Source organism: Streptomyces sp. MNU76 (assembly GCF_020982545.1).
Classification (GTDB): Bacteria; Actinomycetota; Actinomycetes; order Streptomycetales; family Streptomycetaceae; genus Streptomyces.
Window position 1 is genome coordinate 541431 of sequence record NZ_JAJKLK010000001.1, and the last position, 18244, is coordinate 559674.

Here is an 18244-nt window from a genome sequence, read left to right on the forward strand (position 1 = left end):
ACGGCCCGGGGGAGCTAGACCTTGGCCCCGGCCTTCCCCCGCTCCCGAGCCAACTCGGCGGCGTCCCTCTTGAACGCCCACTCCATCTTCGGCTCCATGGCGAACCGGAACATCCGCTGCACCGGCGGCGTGCACAGCACGGTGATGACGGCCGCGGCGAAGACCGTGACGACCAGCTCGCCCAGCGGCTGGTACACCCACGCGTTGGCGTCGTACCAGTCCCAGAAGCGCGAGCCCTTCGCGAGGAACCCGTGCAGCAGGTAGCCGTAGAGCGTGCCCGCGCCCAGCACGGTGAACCACATCTTCCGCCGGGGCACCCAGGCGAAGAAGCAGGTGGTGAGCACCATGGAGCAGCCGAAGAGCGCGAAGGTCATGACGACCCCGGCCCACCACGGCGCACCCAGCTCCTGGGCGCTGTCCCGGTGGTAGAACCACGCCGAGTTCATGTGCGGCCCCACCCAGTACGCCATCGCCAGCGCGACGGCCGCCACCGGCACGGACAGCATCCGCACCTCACGGCGCCGCATGAACTGGAAGTGCGCGGGCTTCATGAAGAGACCGACGACGAAGAAGGGCAGGAACTGAAGGACGCGTTGCAGGTCCAGGTCGTCGCCGATGTCGGGCGAGACGGAGGCGAGCGCCGCGATGCCGAGCGCCACCGGGATCGGCCAGCGCACCACCTTCCACAGCGGGGTCGTCAGCCGCCACACGAACAGCGCGATCAGGAACCAGGTGAGGTACCACGGGTCGAGCAGGCTGATCGGATGCGAGGGGTCGTCGTTGCCGTACCGCTTGAAGAAGGAGTACGCGATCTCGAAGAGGACGTACGGCACGGCGATGCCGGTGATCAGCCGGCGGAGCCGGTCGGGGCGCATGTCGAAACTGCGCGAGAAGTAGCCGGAGATGATGATGAAGGCCGGCATGTGGAACGTGTACACGACCATGTACAGCGCCTCGGCGGCGCGGCTGTGATCGGTCAGCGGCTCCCACGCGTGCCCCATCGCGACGAACACGATGGCGAGGTACTTCGCGTTGTCGAAGAACGCGTCACGCTGTTTGGCCGGTCTGGCCTCCGGGGAGGCGCCACCCGGCGTCGGGTGAGGGGACGAGGACTTCAGCGAGCGCGGACTCGGCACTCCGTCGGCCGGCGACTGTGGTGACTGTGCCGGCGGGAGCGGCGCCCTGGACCGGTCGTGCGGTCGCAGCGAGTTCGTCACGGACCCTCCCGCCGGGAACTCCGGGGGACGGTCCGAGCACTCGCTGCGCAAGCGGGGGACGAGGCAGCGGTGAACATCTGAGGCACCCTAGCGTTGTCTGTGCGATTTCGTAAAACCACCGACGTGAATCCTGTATTGAGGAGTACGTGTCACTCACGGGTACCCGGGATTCGGTGAAGTGTGCCTCACGCGGAGCATCACCGTCCGTACACCCCAAGGCGCGTGGACTGCACCTGTCTGTCCGCATTCATCCCGACTAAATGGCGCATAGCGAGCGCAGGCGACTCCGGTGAAATGTCCGGTTAATTACCGTCCTGGGTGGGCCCCTTGGTGTGTCTGTGGCAACAATTCGAATTCCCTGCGCTCGGGTTGTGTGTGCACGGAAACGATCACGTCGAATTCACCTCCGAGGTCCTCCCGTTGACCGGGGACCGGGGTGGCGCGGGTGCGGTGCCGTGGTCGACGTTGCCTCAGCCACTGCATATGACGGCCTGGTTGGTGGCACGATGGTTCTGGCGGGGTGCGCGTGGGGTCGGCGCCCCGGGCCGGGAGTGCGGACCGACCGAGGGTGTGATCTGTGTGGCCATTTCGCTGTCAGTGGTCCTCTTGCTGGGGATCATCCTGGTGGTTCTGATGCGAGGGGGGACGATCAAGGCCGGCCCGGCCGTCGTCGCCATCCTCTTCGGGTTCTTCCTCGCCTCGACGGGCATGGCCGACGACATCCAACGCTTCCTGTACTCGATAGCGGACACCATCAACTCGATCCAGTTCTAGTGCCGGCCCGACCGTTCACCGCGAGACGGTGAACCCGGGCCCCCGACGCACATCATGCGGTGGGCCGGCACGACGGGTTCACCCGGCAGCGGATCGATCCCGCGCACTCGTACGGCCACGACGTCCGTGGGGACGGGGGAGAGGTCCGGAACCCTCGTCAGACGCCATCGGAAGGCCTCCGGCACGTCCTTGGCGGGCAGCTCCACCGTGGCGAGACTGACCCAACGGTCGTAGTTCGTCGGGTATACGCGGACCAAGGCGCCGCATTCAGGGCAGACCGGCGGTTCGATCCACGTCACGTCATCGGGGCCGGGGTCCGGTCTAGGTGCAGCCGTGGCTCCGTCGGTCGCGGCCATCTCGTTGGCGAAGGTGTTCCAGCACCTCTCGCAGAGCCACGCCAGAAGCCGGAACCGCCCGCGCTCGCCCACACTGACACCGGTCTCCCCGCATTCATCGCATGCCGACCGGTCGCCATCCCGACTCGCCCCCATAAAGCCGAGTGTGAGCGAATCCGGCCGAATCCCAATAGGTCGCGATTCGGCCTTTTCGCGCGATGTCGTCAGCCACCATGGGCCGCCTCGGGCGCCAAGTGTCGCCTCGGAAGGGCGAGGTGACCGCCCGAAGCTACTCGGGCGCGCTCACGGTCACGGGGCCCCTGAAACCCTTGAGGGTCACGACGTTGCGCGCCGCGTCGCCGGACACCTCGAGCCGCTGCTCGAACCGCACGACCCGGCCGGCCTCGTCGACCCACACCTCGCAGGCGAACTCCTTGGTGCCCGTGGCGCGCATCCTGTCGTACAGCCGACGGTCCACGGTCCGGAGCCGGTCCTGGGTGACCTCGCCGGAGAGTCGATACGTACGGACCCCGTCCACCTCTTCCGGGCCTTTGCGAGCCTTCGGCCCGAGGTCCAGGAGGAGTTGTGCGTAAGCGCCGTAGTCGGCCACCTCCGCACCCGAGGAGCCCCGTCCCGTACGGCGCCACTCGCCGGCCGCTCCGTCGCCCCCCACGGTGCGCGTGTAGGTCGCGTCCTCCAGCAGGATCGTTTCCGCCTCGAACGCCTGGTCCTTCGGGACGCTGTCGGAGGTCGTCACGGTCAACCTGCCCGTAGGGCTCGACGCGTTGAAGTTCATCCGCCCGGTCATGACCACCGTCGGCGTGGAGCCCGCATAGGTCTCCGTCCGCACCTCGGCCGAGTAGGGCGCCGGATCCGCGTTCTCGAGCGCCGCCTCGACGTCGAACGAGCCGTCGGCCCCCGGCGAGGCGGACATACCGCTCTTCGACGTCGGCGCGGGTGCCTCCCCGGCACTCCCGGAGCCACAGCCGACAAGCAGGGCGGCGGTCGCGACACCGACCGCCACGGCGACCGAGCGGTGCATGGCAGGGAACCTCCTCAAGGCTCACTCCGACCGTGATGAAAAACGATCAGGGCCAGGTGGAGAGAAGATCCTCCGGCCTGACCCTGAGCGATATGGAGCGGGCGACGGGAATCGAACCCGCGTAGCTAGTTTGGAAGACTAGGGCTCTACCATTGAGCTACGCCCGCACGGCGCGCGCCGCAGGTCGGAGGACCGCGGCACTGAAGGCATCGTAGCGGGTCGGGCGGCTCCGCCGCACACCGCTTCCGGGCCGCGCCCCGCGCCCGCCGTCGCACGCGCCCGCGCACTCGGTAAATCCGGCAACCGTATGGCCTGCGGGCATGTACCCTACGTGTCGCACCAGACGGGGTGTGGCGCAGCTTGGTAGCGCGTCCGCTTTGGGAGCGGAAGGCCGTGGGTTCAAATCCCGCCACCCCGACCACCGCGCCGGTACGGCGCCGCCCGCCACCGGCAAGATCACCTTTTGGGGCGTGTACCGCCTGCGGTTACTATGCAAGCTGCGCGCCCGTGTGTCTGCACTCTCACGTCTCTCAAGGGCCGCTAATCCGCTGAAACCCCGCCGCACCGGCGTGGGACGTCAGCAGAACCCCCAAGAAGTCAGCCCCCAAGGAGACCGAACCGTGAAGAGCGCCGTGGAGACCCTGAACCCGACCCGGGTTCGGCTCAGCATCGAGGTGCCCTTCGAGGAGCTCAAGGACAGCCTCGACGCGGCGTACAAGAAGATCAACCAGCAGGTCACGGTGAAGGGCTTCCGCAAGGGCAAGATCCCGGCCCGCGTCATCGACCAGCGGTTCGGCCGCGGTGCGGTCCTGGAGGAGGCGGTCAACGACGCGCTTCCGAAGTTCTACACCGACGCGGTCAACGAGGCCGAGCTCAACGTCCTGGGCCAGCCCGAGGTCGACATCACGGAGCTGAAGGACGGCGAGACGCTGAACTTCACCGCCGAGGTCGACGTCCGCCCGACCATCGAGATCCCGGACTACTCCGGCATCGAGGTCGAGGTCGACGCCGTCGAGGTCACCGAGGAGGACGTCGAGAAGGCGGTGGAGCAGCTCCGCGAGCGCTTCGCCTCCACCTCCCCGGTCGAGCGCGCCGCCGAGGACGGCGACGTCGTGACGCTCGACCTGGAGGCCAAGGTCGACGGCGAGGTCCTCGAGGACGGCGTCGCCGAGGGCGTCTCCTACACCATCGGCTCCGGCGAGCTGCTGGACGGCATCGACGACGCCGTGAAGGGCCTGGAGGCCGGTGGCGAGGCCACCTTCACCTCCGAGCTCAAGGGCGGCTCGGCGGCCGGCAAGGAGGCCGAGGTGACCGTCAAGGTCTCCCAGGTCGCCGCCCGTGAACTCCCGGCCCTGGACGACGAGTTCGCCCAGCTCGCCTCCGAGTTCGACACCCTCGAGGAGCTGCGCGCCGACAGCCGCAAGCGCCTGGAGAACATGAAGCAGTACGACCAGGCCACGCAGGCCCAGGAGCGCGTCCTGGAGAAGCTGCTGGAGCTCGTCGAGGTGCCCGTCCCCGAGAAGCTGCTCGAGGACGAGATCAACACCCGCAAGCACAACCTGGAGCACCACCAGCTCGGCCAGATGGGTCTCGACCTTGAGAAGTACCTCGAGATCCAGGGCAAGACGGTCGAGGAGTTCGACGCCGAGACCAAGGAAGCGGCCGTCAAGGGCATCAAGACCCAGTTCGTCCTCGACGAGCTGGTCGCCAAGGAGAAGCTGAACGTCAACCAGGAGGAGCTCACCGAGCACCTCATGCGCCGCGCGGCCTCCTCCGGCATGTCCCCGGACCAGTTCGCCCAGGCCGTCGTCCAGAACAACCAGGTCCAGCTCCTCGTCGGCGAGGTCGCCCGCGGCAAGGCCCTGGCCCTGGTCGTCGAGTCCTCCACGGTGAAGGACACCAACGGCGAGATCGTCGACCTGGACGACGAGGACGAGGACGCTTCCGCTGAGAGCACCGAGGAAGCCCCGGCCGCCGCCGAGGCCGAGGAGAAGGCCCCCGAGGCCTGATCACTCCGCGAACAGCAGGCTCGAAGACGGGCCCCCGGGTCACTCATGACCCGGGGGCCCGTCGGCCTACCCAGGGGCGCGGGGAACTGCGCGACCGGCCCCGTACGAGCCGCACCCGCCGATACACCTGACGTGGCAGACGCGCCTGCGGCTCGTGGAGGGCCGGTCGCGCAGTTCCCCGCGCCCCTTCGGCGGCCGGGGGCCACCAGTGCCCGCCCCACCAGCGGAGCGCACACGCATGCGCTGACAGCGAACAGTTCCCTCTGCGGGATTCACCGGCGGAGCCACCGCGTTAGGGTCCATGAATACGAGGGCGGAGCCGTCGGGAAAACGGCTCGGCCCCCGGAAGGGAAACGTGAAGACGGCCCGGCGCCGTCGTAAGACGAGCAGGTGGATACGTGACGAATCTGATGCCCTCCGCCGCCGGCGAGCCTTCCATCGGCGGTGGCCTCGGCGACCATGTCTACAACCGGCTGCTCAACGAGCGGATCATCTTCCTCGGCCAGCCGGTCGACGACGACATCGCGAACAAGATCACCGCACAGCTGCTGCTCCTTGCCGCCGACCCGGACAAGGACATTTACCTGTACATCAACAGCCCGGGCGGCTCGATCACGGCCGGCATGGCGATCTACGACACGATGCAGTACATCAAGAACGACGTGGTGACCATCGCCATGGGTCTGGCGGCCTCGATGGGGCAGTTCCTGCTCAGCGCGGGCACCCCGGGCAAGCGCTTCGCGCTGCCGAACGCCGAGATCCTGATCCACCAGCCCTCCGCGGGCCTGGCGGGCTCCGCCTCGGACATCAAGATCCACGCCGAGCGGCTGCTGCACACCAAGAAGCGCATGGCCGAGCTCACCTCCCAGCACACGGGCCAGTCGGTCGAGCAGATCACCCGTGACTCGGACCGCGACCGCTGGTTCGACGCCTTCGAGGCCAAGACCTACGGGCTCATCGACGACGTCATCGCCACCGCCGCGGGCATGCCGGGCGGCGGCGGCACCGGGGCCGGGCAGGCGTGACGGCACCCGCCGGCACGCCTGCCCCCGCAACGCCCCCAGCCGAGCGCCTCAGCCCCTCTCAGGCTCCCAGGAGACACAAGTGAACGACTTCCCCGGCAGCGGCCTCCACGACAGCGCACGCTCCCAGTACTCGGGTCCGACGGCCGAGTCCCGTTACGTCATCCCGCGCTTCGTCGAGCGCACATCCCAGGGCATCCGCGAGTACGACCCGTACGCGAAGCTCTTCGAGGAGCGGGTGATCTTCCTCGGCGTGCAGATCGACGACGCCTCCGCCAACGACGTCATGGCGCAGCTGCTGTGCCTGGAGTCGATGGACCCCGACCGGGACATCTCGGTCTACATCAACAGCCCCGGCGGCTCCTTCACGGCGCTCACCGCGATCTACGACACGATGCAGTTCGTGAAGCCCGACATCCAGACGGTCTGCATGGGCCAGGCGGCCTCCGCCGCCGCGATCCTGCTGGCCGCCGGTACGCCGGGCAAGCGCATGGCGCTGCCGAACGCCCGCGTCCTGATCCACCAGCCGTACAGCGAGACGGGCCGCGGTCAGGTCTCCGACCTGGAGATCGCCGCCAACGAGATCCTCCGGATGCGTGCGCAGCTGGAGGAGATGCTGGCCAAGCACTCGACCACGCCGATCGAGAAGATCCGCGAGGACATCGAGCGCGACAAGATCCTCACGGCCGAGGACGCGCTGTCGTACGGCCTGATCGACCAGATCATCTCCACGCGGAAGATGAACAACAACAGCGTCCGCTGACCGCGAAAAGGCTGTAATGTCTGCCGCCCCTTGGCATGGTTGGCACCGTTTGACCCAGTGCACGACAAGGTGCACGACAAAGCGAACCGTGCCAAGGGGGGCCCGAACGGGGGGCCCGGCAAGGTACCGTCGACATAAGGCAGCACCAGGAGCCGCTGGGTTTCCATAATCCAGGCGTCTCCCATGGCGAAGGGGAAGCACACCGTGGCACGCATCGGTGACGGCGGCGATCTGCTCAAGTGCTCGTTCTGCGGCAAGAGCCAGAAGCAGGTCAAGAAGCTCATCGCAGGGCCCGGTGTGTACATCTGCGACGAGTGCATCGACCTCTGCAACGAGATCATCGAGGAGGAGCTCGCCGAGACGAGCGAGGTCCGCTGGGAGGAACTCCCGAAGCCCCGCGAGATCTACGAGTTCCTCGAGGGCTATGTGGTCGGCCAGGAGGCGGCCAAGAAGGCCCTCTCCGTCGCGGTGTACAACCACTACAAGCGGGTCCAGGCCGGTGAGAACGGCGGCGGTCAAAGCCGCGAGGACGCCATCGAGTTGGCGAAGTCCAACATCCTCCTGCTGGGCCCCACGGGCTCCGGCAAGACCCTCCTCGCCCAGACTCTCGCGCGCATGCTGAACGTCCCGTTCGCGATCGCGGACGCGACCGCGCTGACGGAGGCCGGCTACGTCGGCGAGGATGTCGAGAACATCCTGCTGAAGCTCATCCAGGCCGCCGACTACGACGTCAAGAAGGCCGAGACCGGGATCATCTACATCGACGAGATCGACAAGGTGGCCCGAAAGAGCGAGAACCCGTCCATCACCCGCGACGTATCGGGTGAGGGCGTCCAGCAGGCCCTGCTGAAGATCCTGGAAGGCACCACGGCGTCGGTCCCGCCCCAGGGCGGCCGCAAGCACCCGCATCAGGAGTTCATCCAGATCGACACGACGAACGTCCTGTTCATCGTGGGCGGCGCCTTCTCGGGCCTGGAGAAGATCATCGAGTCCCGGGCCGGCGCGAAGGGCATCGGCTTCGGCGCGACGATCCGCTCGAAGCGGGAGCTGGAGTCCAAGGACCAGTTCGAGGCCGTCATGCCGGAGGACCTGGTCAAGTTCGGCATGATCCCGGAGTTCATCGGCCGCCTGCCCGTCATCACCTCGGTCCACAACCTGGACCGCGAAGCCCTCCTCCAGATCCTGATCGAGCCCCGCAACGCCCTGGTGAAGCAGTACCAGCGCCTCTTCGAACTCGACGGCGTGGAGCTGGACTTCGAGCGCGAGGCCCTCGAAGCCATCGCCGACCAGGCCATCCTCCGCCAGACCGGAGCACGCGGCCTGCGCGCCATCATGGAGGAAGTCCTGATGTCGGTCATGTACGAGGTCCCGTCCCGCAAGGACGTGGCCCGGGTCGTCATCACAGCGGACGTCGTCCACTCGAACGTGAACCCGACGCTCATTCCGCGCGACGCGCGGGGCCGGGGGCCGGGGGAGCAGAAGACGGCGTAACTCCTCAGCGGTGCACAGACATCGAAGGGGCCCCGGTCAACCGACCGGGGCCCCTTCCACTATCAGCCTATGGCATGGTCAGATGCTCAACCATTAGTTAATGCAGGTCCTTATAACCCACTTCCGCGTGGCTGGACGAGCCGGCCGATCTCTGACCGGTGTAGCCGCCGAACCGGCCCCGCTCGTCTGCTGCCTCGTGGCAGAGGGGCGGGGCTTCGGAGTCCGACATGGTGCGGCCATGTAAGAAGCCCCCGCGCCCTTCGTCGTGGTGCTACTTGCCGCCCCTCAACCGCTGGGGCCCCCTCACGCCACACGTGGGCCAGCGCGACGGCTTCGTCCCGATGCCTGCGCAGGACGTTGCCCTTGATGGTGGAGAGCACGTCATCCCTTGCACCCGGCTCCGAGCGGTCAAGCCCGCGCCGGGTCACCCGCAGCACCGCCCACCGCAGGCACACCCAGCCCCAGCAGATACACCCACGACGGACCGGTCACGTACCAGCTGGGATCACGCCACCGGGCCAGCTCCATCACCACCCACATCAGCGGCGAGTACACCACCAGCCACACCGCGACCCACTCATCAGCCGCGCCACCCGCACCGTCCATCTCTTCACAATGCCTCCCACATCGAATGGGCCGGGACACCCGCAGATGCCCCGGCCCCAAACCTTCTGCTTACATACCCGTTTTCACCTTCGCGCTTCCGTCACCACGTTCGTAGATGCGGACCCACGGGTACCGGTGGACCGCCCCCAGGTCGACGTGGATCGGAGAGTACTGGAAGTCGCCCCTGCGCCAGGTCCGCAAGCCCCCGTGACTGTCCCCGTTCCACCTGTAATACTCCGGACCCTTCGACCCGCTCCGGTCCAGCCCCTCCCACGACCAGCCCAGCACCGCCGCCCAGTCGTAGACCTTGTGGTTGACGTTCGGTGTCCCGTAGGACGTGACCCGCTTGCCGTTGAAACAGAACCGCTGGTTGACCTGGAAGTACGCGAACTTCCTTTTGTCGGCGGCCCACAGCCAGTGCGTCGTTCCCCGGCTCTTGCACCCTGTAGCCGCCAGAGCCGTCGTCGCCGACGTCGACTTCGCCGGTCCGGCGGAAGCGAAATTCTCGACCGTCGTGGTGGTCGTCATCGTCTCCGCCTCCGCGTCGACGGTCGTCTCCTCGGTTGTGGACCCCACCGGGTACCCGATCCAGTAACCCGACGACAGCAGCTCGTCCGTGTCGTGCTCACTGAGCTGATCGTTCTTCGCCGCCGCCAGGAAGATGCTCGATTCCTTGTGCTGAGCCGCCTCCTCACGTGTGAGGGGAGTCGGCTCGTGGGCGTCGAGGTTACGGCGATACGCCTGTTCCGGAGTCTCCGAGTCAGCCGGGGCGGCAGCTGCCGTCAGACTGGCCCCGACGGCCATGACCACGGCCGTGACCAGCGTCGAACGTAAACGTATATGCATCAAAAACCCTCCGAGAATCGAACAAGTGTCGCGCCACGGGAGAACCTAGGGGCCCGTGTGAACGTTCAGCCAGGGATCTGAGGGACATCTGGGGTTTTCCTGCAAAACCCCCGCCGGCGGGGGCTGTTCACATCACGGGGCCACGCGGTCGGCACGACGACCGGTCCCACGGCCTCGTGATGGTCGCTGCCGTTGCACGGTTCGTCGCAGTTGCAGGGGCACTTGTAGTCGTCCACGGGGCGGACTCAGTAGTCCTCTTCCCCGATGACGAAGCTCGGGATGGCCTCGCTCGCTCGCTGAGCTCCAGCAGCTCCAGGGCCTGGCGGTACGCCTTGCCTCGCTCGCACTTGCACAGGCGGTCGGGGTCCAGAGATACGCCGACCGCCTCACGGTGCTGGTCGTTCAGGTCTCCCATCACGGACTCCACATCCCAGCCCAGCCACTCCAGGGCGTCGGCGAGTGTGGCTATGCCACGGCCGCTTCAAGATCGACGGTGGGTGGGTGGCGCGCGGCGTGTCGGTGGGTTGAGCAGGACAGAGCTCCGGATCTTGAAACGGCCGCGGGTCGCCGTGAGCCCGGCTATTCGCTTGCACCTAACAGCCTGATTGTCATGGTCATGCTCATCGCGTCAAGGGTTAAGCGGATGCCTCCGGCATAGGAATTGCCGCTGGTGTCGGATATATCGGGAGACTCGTAAGTGCATTTGTTCGGGGGCAACAGCGGAGCCTCGGTCGCGATCGACCGAGGCTCCGTCAGGGGGAAACGCTACGCCTTGACACGCACGTCCTTGCGGAAGTTGGCCGCCTTGTCAGCGGCGCCGCTCAGATCGGCACCCTTGCCCGCCATGGCGGACGCGATGTCGGCGTAGACCACGACGCCGAGGGTGCTGTGGTCACCCCAAATGCACACCGGCACGCTCATCTTGCTGGGGCCGCCCGACGAGGAGTCGCCCTCGAGCTTGGTCTCCTGGCACTTGAGGACCGCGCCGTCCAGAGCGTCGGGCGTGAAGGCCTCGGGGCTGCCCACGAGTTCACCGGTCTCCGAGGAGTCCTTGGTCGCCTCCTTCTTCATGTCGGCGAACATGGCGTCGACGACCGCTTCCGGATCCTCGATCTCGCCGTAGAGGCCCATGAAGTTGATCATCTGGGCGGACAGCGGGTTGCCCTCGTCTCCGGCCTGGTACCCGGCGCTCACATCCTTGGCGTTCTTCACGCCGTGCTCTTCGGCTTCCTTGATGTCGTCCTCATTGAAGCCGCCGCTGTCGGCGCTGCTGGACTTCTTGAACTCGTCGTTGAGCACCGATGCCGGTGTAGTCAGCTTGTGCGGCCCGTCGTCCGCGACGTCAGCCCCGCCGATCACGAAGTACGCGCCCACCGCGACCGCCGCCACGACGGCCACCGCGCCCAGGATGATGCCGACCTTCTTGCCGCCGCCACCGCCGGAGGTGGGCGGCTGGGGCACCGTCGGGTAGCCCGGCTGCTGCTGGCCGTACGGGGCCTGCTGACCGTAGGCCTGCTGCTGGCCGTACGGCGGGGTCTGGGGCGGGACGCCCTGGGGGTCTGCTGCGGGTACCCGTAGCCCTGCTGCGGAGGCGCCTGCTGCGGGTAGCCGTAGCCGGGCTGGGGGGCGGCCTGCGGCGGCTGCTGGCCGTAGGGGCCCGGCTGGCCGCCCGGCTGACCGTACGGTCCGGGCTGCTGGGGCTGCCCGCCGTACGGGCCCGGCTGGTTGTAACTCATGGTCTGGGTTCCCCTCCAGATGCTTATGTGTTTCAGACATCCTGGCGCAGACCTGAGGTGCACAACGCATCGGGGGTGGTGAGCAGGTGGCCGTCAGGGACACGCGAGTGTGTTCTGGCGTGCAGGAGTGAGTCTCCGGCCAGCGGCAGGAGCGCTCCCGGGGGAAGGGAACGGAAGTTCTTGCATCGAATGCGTGACCTTCGCCGGTGGTGGTCGTTGGGTGTGGTGACGGGTTTCTGCGGCAGTCAGGGGTGGGGAGGGGTTGGGTGGGCTGCGGGAGTTGGCGGTGCCGTTCGTGGTGCCCGGCCCCTCGGGGGTCGCGGTCCGTACCCGGCTCAAGGGCCTGACCGCCGCAGACGAGACGGTTCTCCGGCTGATCGGTGACCATCTGGGCTCGCTGGCCTCCCGAGATCTGAAGACGCGGTGCGTGGCCGGGCTGGAGCATGATGGTGAGGCGTGGGCGGAACGCAAGCGGGTCCTGACGGCCGAGTCGTCCTCGCGCTGGGCGGGGTCGATCACGAAGGCCACCCACGACCAGTGGGCGCTGGCCCGGCGTGGCCAGCTCGCACACATCCAGAGCCTGGAGGCGGGTGTGCGGACCGTCACTCAGCGGCTGTCCCTGCCGGTCGGGCAGAAGGGCAGCAAGAAGGCTCCGGGCGGCTATCACAGCAAGCAGGAGTGGTTCGCCAAGTCCCGCCGCCTGCACGTGCTGGAAGGCCGGCTACAGGCGGTGCGGGCCGACCGGGAGGCGGGGATGGTGCGTGTGGTGCGGGGCGGGAAGCGGCTGCTGAACACCCGCCACCACCTTCAGCAGGCGCAGCTCACCGAGGAGCAGTGGCGTGCGCGGTGGCAGGCCGGGCGCCGGTTCCTCGCCGCGGACGGGGAGTCCGGCAAGCGGTTCGGCAACGAGACCATCCGGGTCACTCCCGGCGGCGAGGTGTCCATCAAGCTGCCCGCGCCGCTGGCGCACCTGGCCAATGCCCCGCACGGCCGGTACGTGCTCCCCTGTCGTGTGGGGTTCGCGCACCGGGGCGAGCAGTGGGCCGACCGCATCACCACGAACCGGGCTGTCGCCTACCGCATCCACGAAGACGTGGGCCGGGGCCGCTGGTATGCGACCGCCTCGTGGACGATCCCCCCGGCCCAGACGGTGCCGCTGGAGGCTGCCCGTGCGGGCGGCCTGGTCGGGGTGGACACCAACGCCGACCACCTCGCCGCCTGGCGCCTCGATGCCCACGGCAACCCCGTCGGCGCACCACTGCGCTTCGACTACGACCTCACCGGCACTGCCCACCACCGCGATGCCCAACTCCGCCACGCACTGATCCGCCTGCTGCACTGGGCCCAGCGCCACCACCTCGCCATCGCGGTCGAAGACCTCGACTTCGCCACGGAGAAGACCCGGGAGAAGCACGGCCGCCGGAAGCGGTTCCGCGAGCTGATCTCCGGCCTGCCCACTTCCAGGCTGCGAGCCAGACTCCTCAGCATGGCGGCCGAACTCGGCATCCCTGTCATCGCCGTCGACCCCGCCTACACGAGCCGGTGGGGCGCCCAGCACTGGCAAAGGCCCCTCACCCACAAGACCAGGAAACCCACTCGTCACCATGCGGCAGCGGTGGCGATCGGCAGGCGCGCCCTGGGGCACCCGATCCGGCGACGGACGGCACCGCCCCCTGCTCACCGGAGTGATGAGCAGGGGCATCGGACCGTCCAGGCCGCACCGGTGGCCCCGGGGCGTGAGGGAACCCGCCCCCGCATTCCCGGACCACGGACACGATCCGTGCGCGCCGGACGCGGAGCGAACGCGGGAGACCAGAACGCCCAACACCGTTCGGGGCGTCCGGCTGAGCATGAGCTCCGGGAACAGGACTCATTCCCTCAGTCTTTAGGAACGGTCACACCGTTACCGAAGAATCCGGTTTCGGGACGGCCCCGTAACACCCCTAAACTGAGCCCGTGACCGAGAACGCTCAGCAGCAGCCTCCAGCGCCCGCCACCGATCTGCCGACCCAGTACGCGCCGGCCGATGTAGAGGGGACGCTGTACGAGCGCTGGGTAGAGCGCGGTTACTTCGCGGCCGACGCCAAGAGCGACAAGCCCGCGTACACGATCGTCATCCCGCCGCCGAACGTCACCGGCAGCCTGCACCTCGGGCATGCCTTCCAGCACACCCTCATGGACGCCCTCACCCGCCGTAAGCGCATGCAGGGTTACGAGTCCCTGTGGCTCCCCGGCATGGACCACGCCGGCATCGCCACCCAGAACAAGGTCGAGCAGCAGCTCGCCGAAGAGGGCAAGTCCCGCCATGACTTGGGGCGCGAGGAGTTCGTCGAGCGCGTCTGGCAGTGGAAAGAGGAGTACGGCGGCAAGATCCTCGGCCAGATGCGCCGGCTCGGGGACGGCGTCGACTGGGACCGCGAGCGGTTCACCATGGACGAGGGCCTGTCCAAGGCCGTCCAGACCATCTTCAAGCGGCTCTACGACGACGAGCTGATCTACCGCGCCGAGCGCATCATCAACTGGTGTCCGCGGTGTCTGACGGCCATCTCGGACATCGAGGTCGAGCACCAGGAGGACGCCGGCGAGCTGGTCTCCATCCGTTATGGGGAAGGAGACGACTCTCTCGTCGTCGCCACCACCCGCGCGGAGACGATGCTCGGCGACACCGCCGTCGCCGTCCACCCCGACGACGAGCGGTACCAGCACCTCATCGGCAAGCAGATCAAGCTGCCGCTGACCGACCGCTCCATCCCGGTCGTCGCCGACACCCACGTCGACCCGGAGTTCGGCACGGGCGCCGTCAAGGTGACGCCGGCCCACGACCCGAACGACTTCGCGATCGGCCAGCGCCACGACCTGCCGTCCATGACGATCATGGACGAGCACGGCGTCATCACCGTTCACGGCCCCTTCCTCGGCCAGGACCGCTTCGAGGCCCGTGACGCCATCGTCGGCGCGCTGCGCTCGCAGGGCCGGATCGTCGCCGAGAAGCGCCCGTACACCCACTCCGTCGGCCACTGCTCCCGCTGCAAGACGACCGTCGAGCCGCGGCTGTCGATGCAGTGGTGGGTCAAGGTCGCGCCCCTGGCCAAGGCCGCAGGCGACGCGGTCCGCGACGGCCGGGTCAAGATCCACCCCGAGGACATGTCGAAGCGCTACTTCGACTGGGTGGACAACATGTTCGACTGGTGCATCTCGCGCCAGCTCTGGTGGGGCCACCGCATCCCCGTCTGGTACGGCCCGAACGGCGAGACGGTCTGCGTCGGCCCCGACGAGCAGCCGCCCACCGGCGAGGGCTGGACCCAGGACACCGACGTCCTGGACACCTGGTTCTCCTCCGGCCTGTGGCCGTTCTCCACGCTCGGCTGGCCCGAACAGACCGAGGACCTGCGGAAGTTCTACTCCACCGACGTCCTGCTCACCGGCCACGACATCATCTTCTTCTGGGTCGCCCGGATGATGATGTTCGGCCTGTACGCGATGGACGGCGAGGTCCCGTTCAAGACCATCGCGCTGACCGGCCTGGTCCGCGACGAGCGCGGCAAGAAGATGTCGAAGTCCTTCGGCAACGTCGTCGACCCGCTCGACTGGATGGACACGTACGGCTCCGACGCGCTCCGCTTCACCCTCGCGCGCGGCGCCAACCCGGGCACCGACGTCCCGATCGGCGAGGACTGGGTCCAGGCCTCCCGTAACTTCGCCAACAAGATCTGGAACGCGACCCGCTTCGCGCTGATGAACGGCGCGACGGTCGAGGGCCCGCTGCCGGACGCCTCGCAGCTCTCCGCGACCGACCGCTGGATCCTCGCCCGCCTGGGCGAGACGGTCGAGCAGGTCGACGCGTACTACGAGGACTTCCAGTTCGCCAAGCTCAGCGACGCCCTGTTCCACTTCGCGTGGGACGAGGTCTTCGACTGGTACGTCGAGCTGTCCAAGACCACGTTCCAGGCGGGCGGCGCGCCGGCCGAGGTCAGCAAGCGCGTCCTGGGCGAGGTCCTGGACGTCACCCTGCGCCTCCTCCACCCGGTCATCCCGTTCGTCACGGACACCCTGTGGACGACGCTGACCGGCGGCGAGTCCCTCGTCATCGCCGACTGGCCCAAGGACAGTGGCTTCCGCGACGACGCCGCCGAGCGCGAGATCGAACTGGTCCAGCAGGTCGTCACCGAGGTCCGCCGATTCCGTGCCGACCAGGGCCTCCAGCCCGGCCAGCGCGTCCCGGCCCGGCTGACCCTCGACGGCACGGTCCTGGCCCCGCACGAGGCCGCGATCCGTCAACTGCTGCGCCTGCAGCCGGAGGGCGAGGGCTTCGCGGCCACCGCGACCCTGCCGGTGGCGGGGGCCGAGGTGGCCCTCGACCTCTCCGGTGTCATCGACGTCGCCGCCGAGCGCAAGCGCCTCGCGAAGGACCTCGCGGTCGCGGAGAAGGAGAAGGCCCAGGCCACGGCCAAGCTTGGCAACGAGGCGTTCCTCGCGAAGGCGCCGGACCAGGTCGTCGACAAGATCCGGGGCCGCCTCGCCAAGGCGGACGAGGACATCACCCGCATCACCGCCCAACTGGAACGCCTCCCGAAGGCGTAGCTCTTCGGACGTCTCCATGGGCGAAGGCCCCCGGTGCTGCATGGGCACCGGGGGTCTTCGGCTTGGCAGGCCTGGGTCCGCTCACCGGCGCTCGCCGGGCGTCGCCTGCGCCCACCCGTGCCGCCCCAGCGGCACGACTGCCCGCAGTCGAGGAGGGCCTGAGAGGGCGCAGCCCTCTCAGGGGCGCGGGGAACTGCGCGAGCAACCACGACCCACCCGCGACCGCCACACAACCCGTACCCCCGAGTCATGAGGCGCCCCGGCCCGGCGAAGCCCCACCCGTAGACTGGGCCCCGTGAGCGAACGCAGTGACCAGCAGCCCGACCCGGTCGACCCGACCGACCCGTTCGAGGAGATCATCGCCGCGGAGACCGACCGGGATCCGGACCTCGCGGTGATCGAGGCCGGCAGCCGCACCCTGCGTGCCCAGGGCGGCGCACCGCAGGCCGACGTGCCGACCAGGCCCGCCGACCCGGCCCTCGACAAGGCCCTGCGCGACGTCGAGGCCGACCTCGCGACCCGCTGGGGCGAGACCAAACTGGAGCCCTCGGTCACGAGGATCGCCGCGCTGATGGACGTCCTGGGCGAGCCCCAGCGCTCGTATCCCTCCCTCCACATCACCGGTACCAACGGCAAGACCTCCACCGCCCGCATGATCGAGGCCCTCCTCGGCGCCTTCGAACTGCGCACCGGCCGGTACACCTCCCCGCACGTCCAGTCGATCACCGAGCGCATCAGCCTCGACGGCGCCCCCATCTCCGCCGAGCGGTTCATCGAGACGTACGAGGACATCAAGCCGTACATCGAGATGGTGGACGCGGCCCAGGAGTACCGGCTCTCCTTCTTCGAGGTGCTCACGGGGATGGCGTACGCCGCCTTCGCCGACGCGCCCGTGGACGTGGCGGTGGTCGAGGTCGGCATGGGCGGCACCTGGGACGCCACCAACGTCATCGACGGGGACGTCGCCGTCGTCACCCCCATCGACCTCGACCACACCGACCGGCTGGGCGAGACGCCCGCCGAGATCGCCGTGGAGAAGTCCGGCATCGTCAAGCAGGACGCGACGGTGATCCTGGCGCAGCAGCCGGTCGACGCGGCGCAGGTGCTGCTGAAGAAGGCCGTGGAGGTCGACGCGACCGTGGCCCGCGAGGGTCTGGAGTTCGGTGTCGTCTCGCGTCAGGTCGCCGTCGGCGGACAGATGCTGACCCTGCGCGGCCTGGGCGGCGAGTACCCCGAGGTCTACCTCCCGCTGCACGGCCCGTACCAGGCGCACAACGCGGCCGTCGCGCTCGCCGCCGTGGAGGCGTTCTTCGGCGTCGGTTCGCAGCGGCCCGAGCCGCTCGACATCGACACGGTTCGCAAGGCCTTCGCGACCGTCTCCTCGCCGGGCCGGCTGGAGGTCGTACGGCGGTCCCCGACCGTCGTGCTGGACGCCGCGCACAATCCGGGGGGCGCCCGGGCCACGGCCGAGGCCGTCGGTGAGGCGTTCGACTTCAGCCGGCTGATCGGTGTGGTCGGCGCGAGCGGCGACAAGAACGTGCGGGGTGTCCTGGAGGCCTTCGAACCGATCTTCGCCGAGGTCGTGATCACGCAGAACTCCAGCCACCGGGCGATGGACGCCGACGAGCTGGCCGGTATCGCGGTGGAGGTGTTCGGCGAGGAGCGGGTGCAGGTCGAGCCCCGGCTGCCCGACGCCCTGGAGGCGGCGATCACGCTCGCCGAGGAGGAGGGCGAGTTCGCGGGCGGTGGCGTCCTCGTCACCGGTTCCGTCATCACCGTCGGCGAGGCCCGGCTGCTGCTGGGGAAGGGCTGAGTTCCACGA

General features: G+C 68.4%; 13 protein-coding genes, 2 tRNA genes and 1 pseudogene. 9 read left to right on the forward strand and 7 right to left on the reverse strand.

Going from position 1 to position 18244, the window contains the following annotated elements:
- Positions 1-14: 14 nt before the first annotated feature.
- Positions 15-1217, reverse strand: coding sequence for an acyltransferase family protein (locus E4N62_RS02375; protein WP_230211710.1), 1203 nt, complete (start codon positions 1215-1217; stop codon positions 15-17).
- 579 nt (positions 1218-1796) lie between these two features.
- On the opposite strand from E4N62_RS02375, the gene E4N62_RS02380 reads away from it, so the two are divergent.
- On the forward strand, positions 1797-1991 hold the full coding sequence (locus tag E4N62_RS02380) for a hypothetical protein (RefSeq protein ID WP_230211711.1): 195 nt from the start codon (positions 1797-1799) through the stop codon (positions 1989-1991).
- On the opposite strand, the gene E4N62_RS02385 is transcribed toward E4N62_RS02380, so the two are convergent.
- The 3 genes from E4N62_RS02385 to E4N62_RS02395 all read right to left on the reverse strand — a co-directional run bounded on the left by E4N62_RS02385 (position 1988) and on the right by E4N62_RS02395 (position 3535).
- The gene (locus tag E4N62_RS02385) at positions 1988-2482 is read right to left on the reverse strand and encodes a DUF6083 domain-containing protein (RefSeq protein ID WP_308184824.1); all 495 of its coding nucleotides are present in this window, start codon (positions 2480-2482) and stop codon (positions 1988-1990) included. The genes E4N62_RS02380 and E4N62_RS02385 overlap by 4 nt on opposite strands.
- A gap of 133 nt (positions 2483-2615) precedes the next feature.
- Positions 2616-3368, reverse strand: a complete 753-nt coding sequence (locus E4N62_RS02390) for a hypothetical protein (RefSeq protein ID WP_230211712.1) — start codon at positions 3366-3368, stop codon at positions 2616-2618.
- A gap of 93 nt (positions 3369-3461) precedes the next feature.
- Positions 3462-3535 (reverse strand) — tRNA-Gly (locus E4N62_RS02395).
- 177 nt (positions 3536-3712) lie between these two features.
- Here E4N62_RS02395 and E4N62_RS02400 point away from each other — a divergent pair.
- The 5 genes from E4N62_RS02400 (at position 3713) to clpX (ending at position 8653) form a co-directional block, all read left to right on the forward strand.
- A tRNA-Pro gene (locus E4N62_RS02400) sits at positions 3713-3789 on the forward strand.
- A 199-nt stretch (positions 3790-3988) separates the two neighbouring features.
- Complete coding sequence (gene tig / locus E4N62_RS02405) at positions 3989-5377, forward strand: trigger factor (RefSeq protein WP_230211713.1); 1389 nt, start codon at positions 3989-3991, stop codon at positions 5375-5377.
- 410 nt (positions 5378-5787) lie between these two features.
- A complete protein-coding gene (locus tag E4N62_RS02410) occupies positions 5788-6402 on the forward strand; it encodes an ATP-dependent Clp protease proteolytic subunit (protein WP_230212398.1) in 615 nt (204 codons plus the stop codon).
- A 79-nt stretch (positions 6403-6481) separates the two neighbouring features.
- Positions 6482-7162 (forward strand): ATP-dependent Clp protease proteolytic subunit, encoded by a 681-nt coding sequence (locus E4N62_RS02415; RefSeq protein WP_184894101.1) that lies wholly within the window; start codon positions 6482-6484, stop codon positions 7160-7162.
- Positions 7163-7366: 204 nt separating this feature from the next.
- Positions 7367-8653: an ATP-dependent Clp protease ATP-binding subunit ClpX gene (clpX, locus tag E4N62_RS02420; protein ID WP_230212401.1), complete on the forward strand. Its 1287-nt coding sequence runs from the start codon at positions 7367-7369 to the stop codon at positions 8651-8653.
- A 408-nt stretch (positions 8654-9061) separates the two neighbouring features.
- On the opposite strand, the gene E4N62_RS02425 is transcribed toward clpX, so the two are convergent.
- From E4N62_RS02425 to E4N62_RS02435, 3 genes and pseudogenes are all read right to left on the reverse strand, one after another.
- Positions 9062-9259: a hypothetical protein gene (locus E4N62_RS02425; RefSeq protein WP_230211714.1), complete on the reverse strand. Its 198-nt coding sequence runs from the start codon at positions 9257-9259 to the stop codon at positions 9062-9064.
- 69 nt (positions 9260-9328) lie between these two features.
- Positions 9329-10105, reverse strand: a complete 777-nt coding sequence (locus E4N62_RS02430) for a hypothetical protein (protein ID WP_230211715.1) — start codon at positions 10103-10105, stop codon at positions 9329-9331.
- Between the two features lie 765 nt (positions 10106-10870).
- A pseudogene (locus E4N62_RS02435) lies at positions 10871-11841 on the reverse strand (hypothetical protein).
- Positions 11842-12103: 262 nt separating this feature from the next.
- Between E4N62_RS02435 and E4N62_RS02440 the strand changes: the two are divergent.
- From E4N62_RS02440 to E4N62_RS02450, 3 genes are all read left to right on the forward strand, one after another.
- Positions 12104-13801, forward strand: a complete 1698-nt coding sequence (locus E4N62_RS02440) for a transposase (RefSeq protein ID WP_230211716.1) — start codon at positions 12104-12106, stop codon at positions 13799-13801.
- Positions 13798-16422 (forward strand): valine--tRNA ligase, encoded by a 2625-nt coding sequence (locus tag E4N62_RS02445; protein ID WP_230211717.1) that lies wholly within the window; start codon positions 13798-13800, stop codon positions 16420-16422. Before E4N62_RS02440 ends, E4N62_RS02445 begins: the two co-directional genes overlap by 4 nt.
- A 295-nt stretch (positions 16423-16717) precedes the next feature.
- Positions 16718-18235, forward strand: coding sequence for a folylpolyglutamate synthase/dihydrofolate synthase family protein (locus E4N62_RS02450; RefSeq protein ID WP_230211718.1), 1518 nt, complete (start codon positions 16718-16720; stop codon positions 18233-18235).
- Positions 18236-18244: the final 9 nt, after the last annotated feature.

Excerpts from the sequence above, each read along its gene's own strand:
- E4N62_RS02385 (WP_308184824.1), bottom strand. The coding sequence starts at position 2,482 with ATGGGGGCGAGTCGGGATGGCGACCGGTCGGCATGCGATGAATGCGGG.
- E4N62_RS02390 (WP_230211712.1), bottom strand. The coding sequence starts at position 3,368 with ATGCACCGCTCGGTCGCCGTGGCGGTCGGTGTCGCGACCGCCGCCCTG.
- E4N62_RS02410 (WP_230212398.1), top strand. The coding sequence starts at position 5,788 with ATGCCCTCCGCCGCCGGCGAGCCTTCCATCGGCGGTGGCCTCGGCGAC.
- E4N62_RS02425 (WP_230211714.1), bottom strand. The coding sequence starts at position 9,259 with ATGGACGGTGCGGGTGGCGCGGCTGATGAGTGGGTCGCGGTGTGGCTG.
- E4N62_RS02430 (WP_230211715.1), bottom strand. The coding sequence starts at position 10,105 with ATGCATATACGTTTACGTTCGACGCTGGTCACGGCCGTGGTCATGGCC.